At 51.0% G+C, this 17689-nt stretch carries 11 protein-coding genes; 2 read left to right on the top strand and 9 right to left on the bottom strand.

Translation table 11 applies throughout. From position 1 onward, the window contains the following. The first annotated feature begins 15 nt into the window (after positions 1–15). Entirely contained in the window at positions 16–3705 is a 3690-nt protein-coding gene (locus tag CA13_RS11320; RefSeq protein ID WP_146396517.1) for a GH116 family glycosyl-hydrolase, read from the top strand. Between the two features lie 189 nt (positions 3706–3894). On the opposite strand, the gene CA13_RS11315 is transcribed toward CA13_RS11320, so the two are convergent. From CA13_RS11315 to CA13_RS11290, 6 genes are all read right to left on the bottom strand, one after another. Beyond that, the gene (locus CA13_RS11315; RefSeq protein ID WP_146396514.1) at positions 3895–5490 is read right to left on the bottom strand and encodes a sulfatase family protein; all 1596 of its coding nucleotides are present in this window, start codon (positions 5488–5490) and stop codon (positions 3895–3897) included. Between the two features lie 354 nt (positions 5491–5844). Beyond that, complete coding sequence (locus tag CA13_RS11310) at positions 5845–6738, bottom strand: SGNH/GDSL hydrolase family protein (RefSeq protein WP_419194197.1); 894 nt, start codon at positions 6736–6738, stop codon at positions 5845–5847. A gap of 71 nt (positions 6739–6809) precedes the next feature. Further along, a complete protein-coding gene (locus CA13_RS11305) occupies positions 6810–8261 on the bottom strand; it encodes a sulfatase family protein (protein ID WP_146396511.1) in 1452 nt (483 codons plus the stop codon). 232 nt (positions 8262–8493) lie between these two features. After that, positions 8494–9882, bottom strand: coding sequence for an outer membrane protein assembly factor BamB family protein (locus tag CA13_RS11300; protein WP_146396508.1), 1389 nt, complete (start codon positions 9880–9882; stop codon positions 8494–8496). A gap of 289 nt (positions 9883–10171) precedes the next feature. Further along, positions 10172–11380 (bottom strand): endo-1,4-beta-xylanase, encoded by a 1209-nt coding sequence (locus CA13_RS11295; protein WP_419194196.1) that lies wholly within the window; start codon positions 11378–11380, stop codon positions 10172–10174. Positions 11381–11591: 211 nt separating this feature from the next. Further along, entirely contained in the window at positions 11592–12443 is an 852-nt protein-coding gene (locus CA13_RS11290; RefSeq protein ID WP_146396502.1) for a damage-control phosphatase ARMT1 family protein, read from the bottom strand. 686 nt (positions 12444–13129) lie between these two features. Here CA13_RS11290 and CA13_RS11285 point away from each other — a divergent pair. Further along, positions 13130–13867 (top strand): hypothetical protein, encoded by a 738-nt coding sequence (locus tag CA13_RS11285; RefSeq protein ID WP_146396499.1) that lies wholly within the window; start codon positions 13130–13132, stop codon positions 13865–13867. A gap of 30 nt (positions 13868–13897) precedes the next feature. On the opposite strand, the gene CA13_RS11280 is transcribed toward CA13_RS11285, so the two are convergent. The 3 genes from CA13_RS11280 to CA13_RS11270 all read right to left on the bottom strand — a co-directional run bounded on the left by CA13_RS11280 (position 13898) and on the right by CA13_RS11270 (position 17672). Then, on the bottom strand, positions 13898–14920 hold the full coding sequence (locus CA13_RS11280; RefSeq protein WP_146403604.1) for an aldo/keto reductase: 1023 nt from the start codon (positions 14918–14920) through the stop codon (positions 13898–13900). An 8-nt stretch (positions 14921–14928) separates the two neighbouring features. Then, positions 14929–15891 carry a TolB-like translocation protein gene (locus tag CA13_RS11275; RefSeq protein WP_146396496.1) on the bottom strand — a complete coding sequence of 321 codons (963 nt, stop codon included), beginning with the start codon at positions 15889–15891 and terminating at the stop codon, positions 14929–14931. 134 nt (positions 15892–16025) lie between these two features. After that, positions 16026–17672 (bottom strand): acyltransferase family protein, encoded by a 1647-nt coding sequence (locus tag CA13_RS11270; protein WP_146396494.1) that lies wholly within the window; start codon positions 17670–17672, stop codon positions 16026–16028. Positions 17673–17689 lie beyond the last annotated feature (17 nt).

The raw sequence follows: 17689 nt of genomic DNA, 5'->3' as shown, positions 1-17689 counted from the left end.
AGAGAGTGCTATAATATGTCCAACCAAGGTCGTTGTTGTGGCGGACGTTGTCATGTTGCGCAGCCCGTTGAACTGAATCGCCGAGAGTTCCTAGCCAGGGTTGCGGCAGGTTCTGCCGCGATATCCATGGCTGGTGATATGACTTGGGCCGAGCAAGTCAGACAAACGGATCACTTGGTCCCGCCATCGGCTGATGCGGTTGGTGCTTATCCAATCAACCCGGCACGTCTCTATCAAGGTGCATCGCTCGAAGCAGTCGGGATGCCGGTCGGAGGAATTGGTACCGGTAGCATTTGGTTGGACGGTGAAGGCAAACTCGGTGTATGGCAGATCTTCAACAACCTCAGCGAACCACGGATTCCAGATAGCTTCTTTGCGGTCAGTGCGCGAACCAAAGGTGGCAGGCACGTAACGCGAGTGTTACAGACACAAGGCGAAGGTGAACTTAAGAGCATCGAGTCGCTGACCTTCGAAGGTGGCCATCCGATCGCACGCCTCGTTTTCGACGACCCAGAGCTTCCGGTTCAGGTTCAACTCGAAGCGATGAATCCAATGATTCCGCTGGATACTGCGAACTCGTCCATTCCGGGCGGATTGTTTCGGCTCACCGCCACGAACCCGAGTGAATCGCCCGTGGAGGTGTCTTTTGGTGCAACGCTACAAAACGCCGTTGGCAGCGGTGGTGCTGACGGGATTCAAGGAGTCCGATTCGCGGGATACGGAGGCAACCGGAATCGAGTCGTTCGACGCGGAAATCAAACCACAATCAGCATGGAACGTTCCGCTGATCCCGTTCCCACTGGTTCCGTAAAAATCCGCCAAACCAGTGGGCGAGAGGTCGAAGGTCCGGAAATGCGATGGGTCGCGGGTGCGCCCACATTCTCAGAGGAATTGGCCCAATCGATATCGCGAATTGCAGACGAAGGTGGTCTGCTGCTTGTGGAGGATGTCGGACCTGATTTTTATCGTGTGCTCTCTCGAATGCGAGCAGCTGGAAATCAGATGGAAGGAATAGCAACGGTCTTTGATGACTTCGAGGGCAAAGCATACGAAGGCTGGCAAATCGATGGGCCTGCGTTTGGTGACAAACCATCGACGGGAACCGAAGCGGGGCAACAACGAGTCGCCGGATTTGCTGGTCGTGGGTTGGTCAACACCTTCCAAGGTGGTGACGGTCCACAAGGAACTGCGACCTCAAAAGTGTTCACGATCCATCGACGATACCTTGGCTTTCTGATTGGTGGCGGTAACCTCAAAGAGCAAACGTGTATTAATCTTCGTGTCGATGGGAAAGTCGTCCGAACGGCTGTTGGAAAGAACCTGGAAACGCTCGAACCGGTCAGTTGGGATTTGGCCGAATTGCAGGGCAACCAGGCCGTGATTGAAATTGTCGATAAGAGTTCGGAAGCTTGGGGGCACATTAATATCGATCGAATTTTGTTCTCCGACATACCGCCGGAACCATTCCTTAAGACCGGCACGGCATTAGAAGCTGCAGCAGCCGCATTGAAAATTGAGCACGAATCGGCTGAAACGGCGACCTCCCCAGCTGATCAGGCAGGTCACATAACGGAGGACGCACCAGAGGCGTTGGGATTGGTTCTGGGCGATTGGCAGGTTGGCGATTACACGCGTCTAGTTGGTCTCGATTGTGCTGCCGATGGGTATCGCGTTTTGGCGACGACGGCAAGTGGCGATCCGCTTTTGATTGAAGGTCCGCTCGGAAAGGGACGAATTATATTGGCGATGGCTTCGGGCTTACCGTGGAGTGTGGGAAGTCCGTTGTTGTTGGCATCACGCAAAACGCCACTTCAATCGAACGAGCGGATCGTTCCAGGGGCCGAAGCTTTGGGGACGATGGCACTTTCGGTGCTCGATGCCAATGCGAACGTGCTACATGCGTGGACCGAAAGCGAACAGGTTGTCGATTTACTTGAGAAAACCGATAGCGTCCAAGAGGAAGTCGGCGAAGCAACCAGTCATTCGGGACAAACGATCAACGCAGCCCTTGCAGCGCCAATGAAACTTCAACCAGGTGAATCACGCTCGGTCACGTTCGCTATGGCATGGCACTTTCCCAATGTTCAACGGTTTCAACACACCGGGAATCTTTACAGTCGCCGTTGGTCTGATGCGACTGCTGTGGCTGACTATTTGGCCGATAACCTCGATGCTTTGTGGCGACGCACCGAGTTGTATCAGCAGACGCTATACCAATCGAATTTGCCCGAAGAGTTCTTGGATGCGATGGCCACTCAGACAGTCATCTTGCGTGGACCGACCTGTTTCTGGTCCGAGGATGGTTACTTTGGCGGTTTTGAAGGCAGCTACGGTTGTTGTCCTCTGAATTGCACACACGTTTGGAATTATGCTCAAACCCATGCCCGTCTGTTCCCCGACGTGGGCCGGAACATGCGAGTGTCGAATTTCGTCACCTTCTTGCATGAATCAGGCGAGACGTCACACCGCGAGCATGGAAGACACGGAGCGTTTATCGATGGTCACTGTGCCTGTATCGAAGCAGCATATCGCGAACATCAATTGAGTGCGGACGACAAGTTCCTGCGAACGATTTGGCCAGGAGTGAAAAAATCGGTCGATTGGCTAGTCGAAAAAATCGATCCCAATGGACGCGGTGTGCCCGAAGGGCATCAAGCGAACACGTACGACACATCTGTCTCGGGTGCAAACACATTCATTGGCTCACAGTACCTTTCTGCTCTAGCTGCCGCCGAGAAGTTGGCGTTAGTGATGGACGACGCCGCAAGTGCCGAGCGTTGGGAAGCGATTCGTAAAAAAGGCATGAAACGTCAGGACGAAACGCTTTTCAACGGCGAGTACTACATTCAAATTCCCGAAGCTCAAGCTGCGCGAGACTACAATACGGGCTGCCACGCGGACCAATTGTTGGGCCAATGGTGGGCGCATCAATTGGATCTTGGTTACTTGTATCCCGCGCCGCGCGTAAAGAGCTCACTTCAAGCCGTTATGAAATACAACTTCAAAGAGAAGTTCGCAGGAATCGAGCAGACGCCCCGTCGTTACGTACCGGATGACGAAGGCGGATTGCTAATGTGCACATGGCCCAGCGGTGGACGGCCGAAATCATTTATTCTATATGCGGATGAAATTTGGACCGGAATTGAATACTCTACTGCCTCGGCGATGATCTATGAGGGGTTGATTGAGGAAGCCCGTAGTGTCGTTCGGATGGCTCGCAGTCGCTACGACGGATGTCTTCGCGACGGCCTGAACTCGGGGCCTGGTGGAAATCCTTACAATGAATTGGAGTGCGGTAAATTCTACGCCCGAGCGTTAAGTAGTTGGTCATTGTTGGTCGCATGCCAAGGGCAAATCGTGGATGGACCCAATGGCGTTTTAGGCTTCAAGCCCAAGTGGCAACCCGAAGATCATCGTTCGTTCTTTTCCGGTCCCGAAGGCTGGGGGTTGTTCATCCAGAAACGAACCGGGCAAACACAAACGCAATGCATTGAGTTACGTCATGGGCAACTGCGGCTAAAGACATTGGTGTTCTCCGTACCGTTGTCGGTTAGCCCTGACTTCGTTGTCACCGTCGGTGGCAAACCGGTGGACGCAACCTTACAACAAATTGACGGCGAGATTCGGATTGATTTGTTGGAAGAGGTGGTCGTCCTCGAAGGCTCTTCGATTGAAGTAACGTTGCCGTATCGAAACGGCAATTAGAGCATTTCTACGTTGGATGTCGGATAGAACCCGCCCTGGCATTGCGGTGCCAGGACGGGGCTAAATCTACCATGATTCTACGTTGATGAAAGTCAATGATGACTATGCTCAAGCCCATCGCGCAGGATGGGCTTGACGGAGCATGGTTGTTTTCTTGATCGATCGAATCGTGAATCAGAGGAAACTCTACTATTTAGCCTTGGTTTTAGTCTTTGCGTCTTTGCCTTTCTTCGTTGGCACGCGGGGTTTGCGGACGGGTTGTGTATCTTCGGGAACGTCGTAGAGGACGCGAAGGCGTTCGAGTTCCGATTCAAGCTTCTTGCGGATCACAGCGTACTCGGGATTGTTCGCTTCGCTCTTGAGTTCGTTGGGATCCTTGTTTAGGTCAAAGAGTTCCCAGGTATCAATCTCGCCACCGTCGTGGTTAGGGCCATAGTAGTGGATCAGCTTTTGCTCTCCATTCGTGACGCCGAAGTGCCGGTTGACGCTGTGGGCACCTGGGAATTCGTAGTAATGGTAGTAAAAGGACGTTCGCCAGTCCTTCGGTGTTTTGCCTTTGAACAGTGGCACGAGGCTCGCACCCTGCATGTCCGAAGGCACGTCCGCGCCAGCCAATTCGAGGAAAGTTTCGGCAAAGTCAAGGTTAGAGGTGATGTCGTTCTCGTTAACGCTGCCGGGCTCAATGACGCCGGGCCAACGTGCCAAAAGCGGAGTCACGAGGGACTCTTCATACATCCAGCGTTTGTCGAACCAACCGTGCTCACCCAGGTACCAACCTTGGTCGGACGAATACATCACGACCGTGTTCTCTGTGAGGTTATTCGCATCGAGATAGTCGAGAACGCGTCCGATCTCATCGTCGACCGATTTCACGCAGCGGAGATAATCCTTGGCATAGCGTTGGTACTTCCACTTGATGATTTCCTTTTCCGTCATCGATTCGCGTTTCGCCAGGTAGGCTTGATTCTTGTCGGTGTAGGCAGCGTTCCAGGTTTTGAGTTGTTCCGGAGTGAGTCCTCTAGGTTGGGTAAGCTTCAGGTCGTTGTCGTTCATATGAGTCGCGATCGTCATGGCCTGGTTGGCCGCCGGTGTTTCGCGGCCCGTATAATCGTCCCAGAGCGTTTCCGGTTCGGCAATTTCGACGTCATCGAGCCAGTTGAGGTATTTCGGCGCCGGCATCCAATTGCGGTGCGGAGCTTTGTGTTGAAACATCAGCATAAACGGTTTGTCTTTGTCGCGGCCTTGTTCCAACCATGCGAGGGCTTTGTTGCCAATGATCTCGGTCGTGTATCCGGTGTGTGGCTTGGTGACGGGTTGGCCGTTCTCGTCGCTGGTGATCATGGGTGGGTTGTAGTAAGGCCCCTGGCCCTTGAGGACGTCGTAGTAGTTGTAGCCCTGGGGTGTGGATCCGAGGTGCCACTTACCAATGACGGCGGTCTGGTAGCCTACTTTTTGAAGAAGCTTGGGAAAGGTCTGCTGATCACCGTTGAAGACATTTCCGTTACGGATGAACCCGTTGGCGTGGCTGTACTTGCCGGTTTGGATGACGGCTCGGCTCGGGCCACAGATGCCATTGGTCACATAACATCGATTGAAACGCATGCCTTCTTTGGCAATGCGATCCATGTTGGGAGTCGAGATGCGACTGTCGTCATAGGCACTAAGAGCCTGGATGCAATGGTCGTCCGTGAAGATGAAGACAATGTTGGGACGGTCGGCGGAAAACGCCGCACCGGAAGCCACAAACACGCTAAAAAGAATGGAGAGAATCGCGAGTTTTTTCATGAAAATTCGTTCACAGGTAGGGGCGTTGTAGTGAGTAATGGAAACGTGTTTTACCATGCCTGAAACCCGATTGGGCGCGAGACACGCTGATCAAACGGTGCTGAGTGCTTTGTTAATTCTATCTTTCGAGGTCGTCGTAGTGGACGAAGCAACGAATCCTTCGCGGCATTGCTTGTTGATTTTAATTACTTTTCGATAGCTCGTGTATGGCCGCTGTGTCGATCTGACGAGCGTCAAGATTGGATCGTGGATATTGGTATTTTCTGTCCTAGTGAAATGTGGAATTTGCACATTGACATGTTGGCTGCCTTGGACTGGATCCACGATGTCTTGATGCATCCAATTGCGTTTCGGCTATTTCAAGTTTGCACGACACTGTTCCAGCTTCTTCAATACCTGCGCCGATTGACGAGGCGTTTTGGAAAGTTCCATTGCGACCTCGAATGCTCCGATGGCCTTATTGAATTCTTTGCTGCGGATTAAGTCGTTACCCGCCTCTATCGCTGCGGAATAGGACGTAAAATTTGGAAGTGTAATGTCTCCCCAATTCATTGTCTTGGCAACCATTTCGGCGATCTGTTTGCTAATCACAATGGAACCCTTCTGCGAAAAATGAACGTTCACTGGATTCTGAAGCTCTTCGAGGCGGTTTGCTGTAAATGCATAGAGGTCATTCACCAACACCCCGTTTTGCTTCATGACTTCCAATGCGGCTGCATTGTATTTCACTGCGTCTTCTGGCAGACGGCAAGGTTTTACACCTGCGGGATAGGCGGTGGTTGAGGCAAAGATTAGCCTTGCACCGGTTGCTTTCATCTTGTCAATGACGATCTGCAAGTTCTTTTTATAGTCCGTGATCGCAACTGCCGGCGGTATCTCTGGGCCGGTCTTTTTGCCGTCGATGCGTTTGAGGTCGTGAAGTCCCCAGTTGAAGTGAATCACATTCCACTTCGGCGCGATGGCCAGCCAGCGGTCGATATTGTCAACCGCTTTTGCGCTGTCGCCACAGTTCTCTGGGCCAGCGCCGCTTAGCGGACGATAGACGTTCGCTTTTCCTTTTAGAAATTGTCGAACGGGAAGTGTGTAGCCGATGGAAATCGAATCACCCAAAATCAACATGTTTGGCATCTTTGGATCGGCTTTCACCTCCCACGAATGTCTTGCTGCTTTTTTCTCAAATGAACCGGGTTCAATCGTAGGTTCCTTTGCCTGTGCTCCAGCGACGACCAGGACCAACAGTGCACTCATCCACATTTTCATATTCACCGTCTCATTTTCTTGTTAAGTCGTTTAATCAAAATGTCTCTGATACTTTTCAATCACTGATTCAATTTTTTAGTCTTCTGTTTTCGTTGGGCTTGTTTCGAAGGTGTCTTTTTGTTTTTTGCGTTTTTCCCTTTTCGCTGATGATCGAAGGCACGCAATTCAGTGGCCACTCCCTCGTCGCCCTGGTCTATCATCCACTCGTCGAGTTTCTTAGATAATCCCATGATGACTTGAGCAAATTCTGGGTTGTCGGCAAGATTGTTCATCTCCAACGGATCCTCTTGAACATCATAGAATTCAATTGCGGGGCGTTGTTGATAAGCATTGACCAACTTACGTGCCGTGGCGTCACCGGCGTCAGCCTTTGCGACCATTGATTGGAAATCGGCCGATTTGGTGTAAGCATTGGTGAACTTGGATTCGTGGTTAAGATTCTTAATCAGTTTGTATTTCTGACCGCGCACCGAGCGTATGGCATAGGCGTCCGAGCCATTGATGATGCCTCGCGTTGTCATGATGCCGTAGGTGAATTCTTTGTGCCTATCCGTTTTACCTTTGAGGACTGCCGAGAAGCTCTTGCCATCCAACCCGTCAATCGGTTCGCCTCCTGCAGCGTCAATAAATGTCGGAGTAACGTCGACATATTCCACCATCGCATCGGTCACCGTCCCAGGCTTTACTTTGCCAGGCCATCGCACAATCATCGCCGATTGCAGCCCATTGTCGTAGCAGGTCCATTTGGCAAACGGAAAGGAATTGCCTTGCTCGGAAACCACCATCAACAATGTGTTATTGGCAAGCCCATGCTTTTCCAACATCGCGACGATTTCGCCGACCTGAGAATCATAGTAGGTGATTTCCGCGAGATAGCGACTGAAGTTCTGTCGCACATTAGGAGTGTCAACGATATAGGGTGGCAAGTTGATGCTCTCTGGTGGATAAACTGACGCATCGCCCTTGTTCCATGGCGAGTGTGGCTCGTTCGAACAAGCAAACAGACAGAACGGCTTTTTGTTTTCAACGGACTCGGCGAAAAGAGTATCGATTACGTTCATGTCCGGATTGTTCTGGTTGCTTGAGTACTCAAACGGAAACTGCTCGCGAGGACCAATGTGTGTCTTCCCAGAAAGTGCCACGCGGTAGCCCAAGGGTTTCAAGTATTGAACAATGCTCTTTACGCCTGGATTGGCATGCGTATGGTTCGGGTATGCACCGCTTTTGACTGGATAAAGACCGGTGTAGATGTTGTGCCGTGTTGGCGAACACATCGGTGCGGCTTGAAAGCACCTTTCAAATTTGATGCCTTCGCTGGCCAATTTCTCAATATTCGGTGTATGAGCTTGTCCACCATAGACACTCATGTCCCGGAACGTGCAGTCGTCAGCGATGATGAACACCAGATTTGGTTTTTCAATTGTTGCCGTCTCCGTTTCGTCGAATGAGAAAGCGGAAACGCTACTGGACACGACTGCCAACAATCCAACGATTGCACGCTTAAAATTCATGATGTACTGCCCTAAAAGTCTTAGGTTGTGTAGTGAGTGGAGGTCGTAGGGTAGGCGGCTGATAGAAAGTCAGGTGTGCAAAATTCGCACATGCTTACTGCTTTAGTTTGGTAGGAAAGCAGTCCAGCATTCTATTACAGTTCCATGTCATCGTGGAGTTTCGCTGTCCGCTTTCTGAAATTTTGGTGGATATCACAGGGCTTTTTATCCCAGGACATTTCATTGCGTGTCTTCACAGACGCTTGCGAACAGGGGTTCCCGGTGGCCTGTTGGTGTTCGTTTTCGCTTGAGCCTTGATGTCTGTGGCGCAGTAGATTTTCGTTTGTGTGCGAATCAGCAGTTTGCCGCCAACAATGCTCGGGGTTGCAATGCAGAGCTCGTTAAGTGGGTTGGTTGCTAAAATCTCAAACTCTGGCCCCGCCTTGATGGCGTACGTCAGTCCATTTTCGCTTAAGCAATACACTTTCCCGCCGTATGCCCAAGGCGAAGCGGTAAACGATCCTTTGGGCGCAAAACGATGCTTGCCGTAGACCTCTTCGCCGTTCAACGCGTTGTGACACGTCATAAAACCCTGGTCATAGACCGTGTAGAGATAGTTGCCGTAGACGATTTGTGTCGTGTTGTAAGGCGATGTTTTTGGTTGATACCACTGGATGAATTCGCAGTTTTCAAAGTCGCCTTCAGGTGCAATTTTACCCTTCGCACCCGGCCGAAGTGCGAAGGTCGGGCGATGCGCGTCACCAACGTAGCCCGAAGAGATGTAACACATGCCATGTGCGGCAAACGGCGATGGAATTACCAACACCGACATGTCACCATCGAAGCTCCAAAGCTCTCTGCCGTCGAGCGAATAGCCACGGTTGAATCGTTGACCAGGCACGACGATCTCCGTTCGTTTTTCGTTCTCCCAAACAAACGGAGTCGCCCACGACATCCTTTCATTGCGAATCGTCCGCCAACGCTGTTCGCCCGTCTTGGTATCAAACGCCGCCATCCAAGATTCTTCGATGTTATCGTAAACGACAATCACTTGTTTGTTATATACCACGGGGGATGCAGCGGCGCCGTAGTCCATGTTAGTCTTTTTCGGCTCGATCATTTGCGACCACAAAAGTTCGCCATCAAGGCTGTAGCAGTACAACCCAAGATCGCCAAACAGCACGAACAATCGCTGGCCGTCGGTTGTTGGCGTCTCGGCCGCGTATGAACTCTTCGGATGTCGTGGAACCAAGGGCCGGCCGGTATGAGATTCATGCTTCCACAGTTGTTGCCCCGTCCGCAGATCAAGACAGTAAACCATCCAGTGGTGAATACCCTTGGCTGGATCACGCACGCCTTCTCCTAAATACAAACCACCTCGCGGTTTGATGTTCTCCTCATCCGCCACCACCGATGACACGAAAACACGTTCACCGACAACGATGGGACTCCCCCATCCTTGCCCAGGAACGTCGGCGACCCAAGCGATGTTGTTGGTCTTGTTCCACTTGGTGGGCAAGGCGGGATGGTCGATTGCGACGCCCGTTGCATCCGCACCGCGAAAGCGAGTGAAGTTGTCATCGGCTGACGTCGTACCGATCATTACTACGAAGGGTAGACAAATTTGAGTCAACAATTTCATCGTCTTTCCACTGCTGCAATTTTGGGGGATCGATAATCGTCCCCTGAGCATAACGCAACGCGAGTGGTGAACCAACTATTTTGCGACGTGACCAATTCTCAGGGCTGTTTTGATCGTCGACTTAGGCGTATCCGCAGCGTTTTTCGCAGCTAGCTCCAAAGTGAATTGGTGCGGTGAGTGTGTAGGCAGCACGCTCATGTTGCCTGGCTCGCAACAGCTGGGAGGCGGCCGGTTGTTGAATCGTTGAGCGGCGGCGCGTGATGGCAGAGTTCAGGTTCGTGAAGTGTCGTTAATTCGGGTTCCGGTCGCGTTCCGCGGCAAGATTGTGCAACATTGCAACTTGGCGGATATAGGCTGGCTTCGGTTTCAGGTTCTCGTCCAACATCAACGGGTGACCATCCTTGCCATCGGCTTTCCATGAGTACCGGTCGGTGAATCCCCATGTCTTGAATGATTTTACCGCAGGCGACTCAATCGCGTGTTGAAGGATTTCAGCGAAATATTTCCCCTGCAATGCAAAATCCTGCTCCGTGGGATTCGGGCCAAGATGGATGTCGAATTCGGTGATGTGGACTTCAATGCCAGCCTGTTCGTAGAGTCTGAGCATCGCATCGAAGGCATCGAAATCCAACGGCTGTTGGTTAACCCAGCCATGAAGTTTTCCATTCTTCAGTCGACAATGGAGTTGCACGCCGGCGCCGTCAATCGGAATGCCTTCCTCTTGCAATGCCTCAATCAGACCTAAGAAAGGCATGCCACGTGGACTTGTTGTGGTTTCGTTGTCCCATTCATTGAGAATTAGTTTTGCGTTTGGCCCGCCCGCTTCTCGTGCAAGACGAAACGATTCAACCAAGTAGCGGGGGAATTGGTGTTTCTTTCCCTGATACATGCCCAGCGTTTTCATCCATACATGATCGTCACCTCGGTAGGCCTTCTCTTGCCACATAAATTGTCCGTCGGTCGTTCGTCCTTTTCCTGTGAGAGCTTCATTGACAACATCCACATAATCCACCCTGCCGTGGTAACGTTTTAGGATCGTGGTGATCCGGTCACGCATGATTTGACGCAGTTTCTCAGAGGAAAAGTTGCCATCGTTGACCCACTTGGGCGTGTATACTGCTCCACCGATCAGCGGATGTAAGTAGACTTTGATGTTATTTTCATGGGCAAAGTCGATCAGAGCATCGGTCTTCTCGAAGGCAAATCTGCTCGACTTTTGCTGCATCCCCGTCATGTAAACACCCACCGTCATGATGTTGAAATTGCGGCGGAAAAAATCCAAATGCGCGGGGTTGTCGTTTCGGGTGAAATCAAGGCCGTGAGCAAATGACCCGAGGAGGAAATCGGGCCGAACTTGCTTGGCTAGTTTCACCATCGATTCCGAGTTTGCTTCGGCGCCTAACAGATCTGATTTCGCAACGAGCAATCCAGCCGTCGCGAGCGGTGTGGCTTTCAGAAGTTCGCGACGTGATAGATTCGAATTCCGTTGGGCATTCATGTTCATCTCTTGCGTTTTAACGCTTGTGGAGTTGGCGAACGGGAGCGAAGTCGAGCCGGTTCCTACTGACCAATTGTAGTTCTGTCGAAAATGAGAATGTTGTTGCAGACCGAATTGAGAATAGCGATGTAGCGAACCTTTCCTCGTGCATCGCTGTGGCCGTGGCTATCGCGGATCTCCGTTGCAGGGCGTACCGTTCGCTCGATTCTTATCAATTTGAAATACACCGTTTCACCACGAAGTCACCCGTTTGGGCACCAACATTTCGCCCGATGACCTGGCATTTTATCATCATCAGGAAAAACAGGCGGGAGTCGGTTTCGTTCATTAACCCTTCGTAGTTTCCCATCCCTTTTGAGACGATCAGATCGGCGGAATTATAAACCTCTAGAAACTCTTTACTGACTCGGTGCAACAGGGTTGAGGGAGCACCATCTCCATTCGAAATAAGCTTGGCCACTTTGGGGATTCCAACTTCAATGGCTTCTTTTTCGGTAGCATCGTTTAGGACAGGCTCGTTGCGTACTGCAAACCACAGGTTCGGGTGGTTTATTGTTTCAATGAACAGTTTGTCGAGAACCACCTCACCACAATTGTCGCCAAGGTAAAGAATGGTTTTTGCACTGGCTATTTCGGCTCTTAGTTGTTTCGAATCGTCAATCGCAAAATCGCTGCTCAGAACCCTGTCAATGGTTTCTTCTATGTCCCATATATGGTCCGGGCCAAAGTCAATGATGTTTCCGGCAATGGCCAGACGCAATGCCGCGTCGAAAGAATCATGAGCCTGATTGACCATACCTTTGAACTCACTGTAACGACCCATTAGTTCACTGTTGCTTTCCTGTTTCTCGTTCGCATAAGGGTCAGCAACATTCGAGTTGATGATCAGTCTTTCCAAAAGGCTGCGCGTAACCTCCGGCGAGGAACTACTGTCGAGATCGATGGCGGCAATATCCTGAATCAACTCGCTAACCAAACCATTGCGTTTTTCCTCGGCAATCTCGTATTTGTCCATGCGTTTCTGCAAGGCATTCATTTGACAAATAAGGCATTCGTAATTCATCTAAAAAAGAAACCAAAAAGGGGGGGATGCTGTTCGGCACGATATTTGGGCACTTGATTTTACCATTCTTGGAAAGCCAGTGGTGTCAGTCAGCCCGGCGACTTGGGGAGCGTCTTTCCAGGTTAGATTACGATGGTGGGAACTCTCACCGGTCTTCGTGATTCGGTGCATTGAAAAGGCAAGCCTAATGTTATCACCTGTTTAAGAATATGGCAGGAGAAGCCATAAGACGCCCACCCATAAGTGCCTCTCGCATTATCCGACTCTAACTCGAGACCGTCGGTTGTGTTTCGCTCTTCTTTTTGGCGACGTAGAAGTGGTCGCTTGCGAGGATGATAGAAGTGATCGACGTTGCCTTATCACATCATTCTAGAAGGGAAGAGTATGAGGCTTGAGCACGGTGGAAATTGATGTAGGGACCCGGTAGACCCTGTGGGGAAAATGGACTCGTCGCCGCCTGGGGAATATCCGAAAAACACATTTCAGTCGTGTAAACCGTTGCCAGCCATGTTAGACTCAGCGATGAATCGGTTGTTTACTATTCGCAGAGGAACGAGGCTATTTCCTTTCGGATGAGTGCCCCGTTTTGGATTGCCCATACAGTCCCCGACATGGTCTCTCGCGATGCGATTGAATTATTTTTACCGTGTTGTGGCAGACGACTATCACTTACGAAGGATGAACTGATGAAACGGTACAACGCAATTGCCATTTTCGTAATCACCGCTGGCCTCGCCTCGGCTTGGGTTGTGACTCCGCCAGCTTTAGCTCAGCAGCGTGACCGTGATCGGGTCGAGCAGCACATGCGAGAAATCGAAGAACGGATTGAACGGGCAATGCATGAAGGCCGTGAAGGAGAGGTCGAACAGTTGCGTCGTGAGCAAGCGGAAATTCACGAGCAACTTGAGCAGCGAGAACGACAAGAGCGTGACCGTGACATCGATGCACGGCGGCACCGTGAAGAGTTAGAACGCCGTGATATGTTAGAGCACCGTGAAGAGTTAGAGCACCGTGATATGGAGATGAAGCGGCATTCGATGGAGATGAAGCGGCGAGAAATGGAGTTGGAACGGCGAGAAATGGAGTTGGAACGGCGAGAAATGGAGTTGGAACGGCACGCGATGGAGTTGGAGATTCGAGCTAAGGAGATGGGCGTGGAGATGCACCAAGTCGAGCTCGAGCACAAGAAGATGGAGTTGCGCTCCAATCCGATGTACATGGCGATCAAGGCGATTGACGCAGCAAGCGAACGACTAGACCCCAATGAAGCCGTCGAACTGTTTTCGACGTTGTTAGAAGAATCCGAGCACTACCCCGTGCAAATGCATCTAAGAGAACGCATTGTTGAGTTGTGCTTGAAGCTTGATCGAAGAGAAGACGCGATCGAGCATCTTCGAAGGATTATCCTGTGCGAAGTCGAGTGATGCCGAGAAAATTGCAGCCACGTGCCGCGACTATTCAATCTTCATCTTTTTGATGGCGTCGGTTTCGTATGCTTTTTCGCAAAACTCTGCCAATAGCGATCGGTCGTCAGCCGTGAAACGGGTTTGCCCGGACAGCGTGTCGATATTCGCATCAATTTCACTCTTCAATCGCATGCCTATCACAAGCATGTCGATGCGGTCATCATCCAGAACAAATCGCATCGCCGCTGCTGGCAATTGCTTTAGACGCACTTTATCGAAGCCAGGGACGATGTAGTTGGACCACGATCCGAGCAAGCCAGCGCCGATCACCTTCATCGCAGCGATGCCCATGTTTAACTCGGATGCTTTGGCGATACAGGCGTTACGTTGTTCAATCCCATGCGCAGAAAAAATCTGATCGTACCCGCGTGGAATGTAACCATACGACAACATGCACAAATCGAAACCACCGGTGGATATCAATGCCAACGCCTTGTCGAAATAGGAATGGGCTGACAAACCGATTGATTTCACGATCTCTTCATCACGCAATTTGACTAGCTCTGCGTGAATATCCATCGCCTGGGGGACCGTCATCTGTTCGATGCCGGGAGTGCCATGGATCAGTATCGTGTCAAGATAGTCGGTCTGTAACTCCTTGAGCGACTTTTCAACCGCGACTCGCACCATGGTTGGATTGGTCGTTTCCACTTTCGTGACCAAAAAAGTCTCTCTGCGTACATCCTTTAATGCTTTGCCAATGATCGATTGACTTTCCATGTAATTGCCGGCCGTGTCAAAGTAGCGTATGCCACGATCGAATGCATAGCGAACTAGTTTGACGCGATCTTCGGTCGAAAGCGGATTCCCCCACACCTTCGGCAATGCAGCACCACCATAGCCAAGAATTGGTAGTTCCGCTTTTGTTCTTCCAAGTACTCGAGTCGGAATCGTTTGGTCGTTTGCCGTCTCGGAATTTTCCGCGTCCGCGTTTGAGGCTAGAGCGGTCGTTACCGCGATACCGACAGTCGTGCGTTTTAAGAAGTCGCGTCGATCGAGTTCTTGGTTCATACCGTTTACTACTTTGGGGTGGCTTCGGTGTGAGGGTATCGGTAGTCCGCGTTGTTGTTGGTTGAAACTTGCTTTGTGGAACCATCTTTGAGTGTGTATAGAAAAAGCTTGCCTTTGCCGGTCTCGTTGGCGTGATACACAATTGCTTTCTCGTCTTTGGTCCAACGGGGATATGCAAACCATCCTGGGTTCCCGGCTTCATTTGCAAATGCTTTGGCATTAGCTATTGTTCGCTTGTCTGAATCAAAGTCAGCGATGTAAAGCGTGCGCCCCGTGTTTTTGTGCTTAAATCCCGTTTGGTACTCAAAGCAAACCTGCTTCTCGCTCGGTGAAATGCTTACACGGTCCAGTATCCCTTTGGTGGCTAGTTCACAATCGATTCGCTCATAGCGTGGTTGATGGTCGGCACTCGGAGTCATCAGGAAATAGCCCCAGCCTAATGTTGGATGTGCCGATTGGACCAAGATCCTGCCATCGGTAAGGCACGTGTATGCCCATGTGTGATAATGTTTGTCGGTAAGTGAGACTTCCTCACCCGGAAGGCCACCCACTTTGCTCTGCATCACATGAAAGCTTTTCGTTTCGGGGTTCTTTCGATTCCAAATTGGCGTGTTTGTTGCGTCTCGAGTCCAAGTCTGATTGAATTCGGTATGAGTGCCGTCGGTCAGTTGGTGGAAGCCGGTGCCATCAACGTTGATAATGCATATCGCAGTGATCCAATTGGTCACCACCGGATCATTCTTAAGCCTTCGAAAGAACACAAGCATGTCGTCGGTCTTGGACCAAGACGGCTTGAAATCATGGTGCCCCGTCGTCAAGGGTTTTCCTTCAGGCAATCCGTAAGTGTTGACGTGTATTTCACCGTTTACAAAATAGGACCCTCGGTACGTTGGTGGCACCGGCTCATCGGCAATGCTACCGCTCGCAAACACCGCTGCAACGATGACAAGATTGGTGAAAAGACACTTCATCACTAAGCTCCCGGAAAATCTGTCGGCATAGTCGACCGCGTTGTTGAACACTCGCTTGCGTTAATTGTCTCACAAACCGGCGGGTTTGTCATTGAATGAAACTGCAGTCGTTGGTGATACAGTCTATGTTTCCACTATTGCCTTGGTTGGCTACCGGCGAGTTCTTGCGCCGGAGTTTGAGCTGATTCCATTAGGCTCGCTTCGATCACCGGTTCGCTCTTGCTGATGCGAGTTCGTTTCCCGTTCAGCAAAGTACCGATCGGTGTATAACGCACGAGCCAATGATAACTGACTAGCAAAATCCCCGTGGTGATAAGACAGACGAGCGGAAATTTGACGAAGGATGAAATTTCGTATTCGCGTACCCAGTATTGGACGAGAATGATCAGTGGGATATGAGCCAGGTAAAGCCAATAGGATGAGTCCGACAGATAACGCATTGTATTGCTTTTTGTCGGAAAGTAGCGGCCGAACACGCCCATTAGGCCGAACGAAAGAAGCCATGCATATGCCACTTGAACAAAGACGTTTGTCACTCGGCCGATGCCTTCAAGATGTTGGGCTGTTGAGAGTCCGATCGGAAACAGAACCAACAGGCAAAACGGAATTGTCACCGCCCAATGACGGCCCATTTGTCCCTGATCATCGGCTGCGTCATAGTAGATTGCTCCGAAAGCAAAGAAGATTGCGTAGTACGCAAACACCGCCGGTATCGGCAACAAGCCGATGGAAGTGTCAGGACCAAACCCCAATCCCTGATCGCCCATGAATGATTGTGGAATCATTGTAATCGGAATTAGCCATAGGCAACTCACCCATGACCGTGATTTCGCTATCAGCGCCGAATAGCCACGTGATAGTTGGGGCCACGAGATCAATTTACCGATCGGGACGAGAACGGAAAAACCGATCACGAACCAACATAGAAACCACAGAAACCAGAGGTGCCCAAACACCGGAATGTAATACAACGCAGCAAGCAATCCGGTCATCCCCGCTTCAAGCGGATCGGTCTCGATTGCTTCTGATTTTAAATCGACGCCAGTGAGTTCGCCAGGCGGCAACATCAAAGCGATTTCAATGCGACCTTGTTCAACCGCCTCTCGGGCCAGGTCAATATCCAACAGGCTGCCGATCCACTCCGTCAATTCGTAGTTGACGTGAAGCATCATTTCGACCGTCTCTCCCTTCTTTGTTTTCGCAGAGACATTTGCTCCTCGGTCGATCAGTAGTTCCGCGGCTTCGGATCGTCCAAACAACGCAGCCAACATCAACGGTGTTGTTCCCTTGTCGTCGGTCGTGTCAACGTCGACGCCTTCGTCAAGCAACTGCTCAATCCGCCGAGAGTTACCCATCGCCGTCGCCATTAAGACATCCGCGTTCTCGATCTTGGATGACGTTGACTCGGATGAGTTTACCTTCGAGTTCACATAAGCCGAGACGATCCATGTCGCCGGAATGATCGTGAAAAGCCCAATCATCATTGGCAAGAAAATTCGCTTGAATCGATGCACTAGCAGCGACTTTATCCCACGCTTGCGAAATAGCATCATGGTGAAAAAACCGCTGAGCAAAAAGAAAAGCGGCATCCGGAAGCCATGAATGGCTCCCAGGAACAATCCGAAGACTTCGCTCGATTGCGTGTCTCTGACAACCCACACGTTGGGGCCAGGTATAAAGGAAAGCGTTGCATGCAGAACAATACCGAGCAGCATCGCGACGGCACGCAATGCATCCAGGTCATGGCGACGAGAATCGTTGACAGGAGCGGCCAGTGGCATTTGGATCCTACTTGGTT

Source organism: Novipirellula herctigrandis, from assembly GCA_007859835.1.
In the GTDB taxonomy this organism is placed as follows: Bacteria; Planctomycetota; Planctomycetia; order Pirellulales; family Pirellulaceae; genus Novipirellula_A; species Novipirellula_A herctigrandis.
This window is presented reverse-complemented; position numbering and strand designations above follow the sequence as displayed.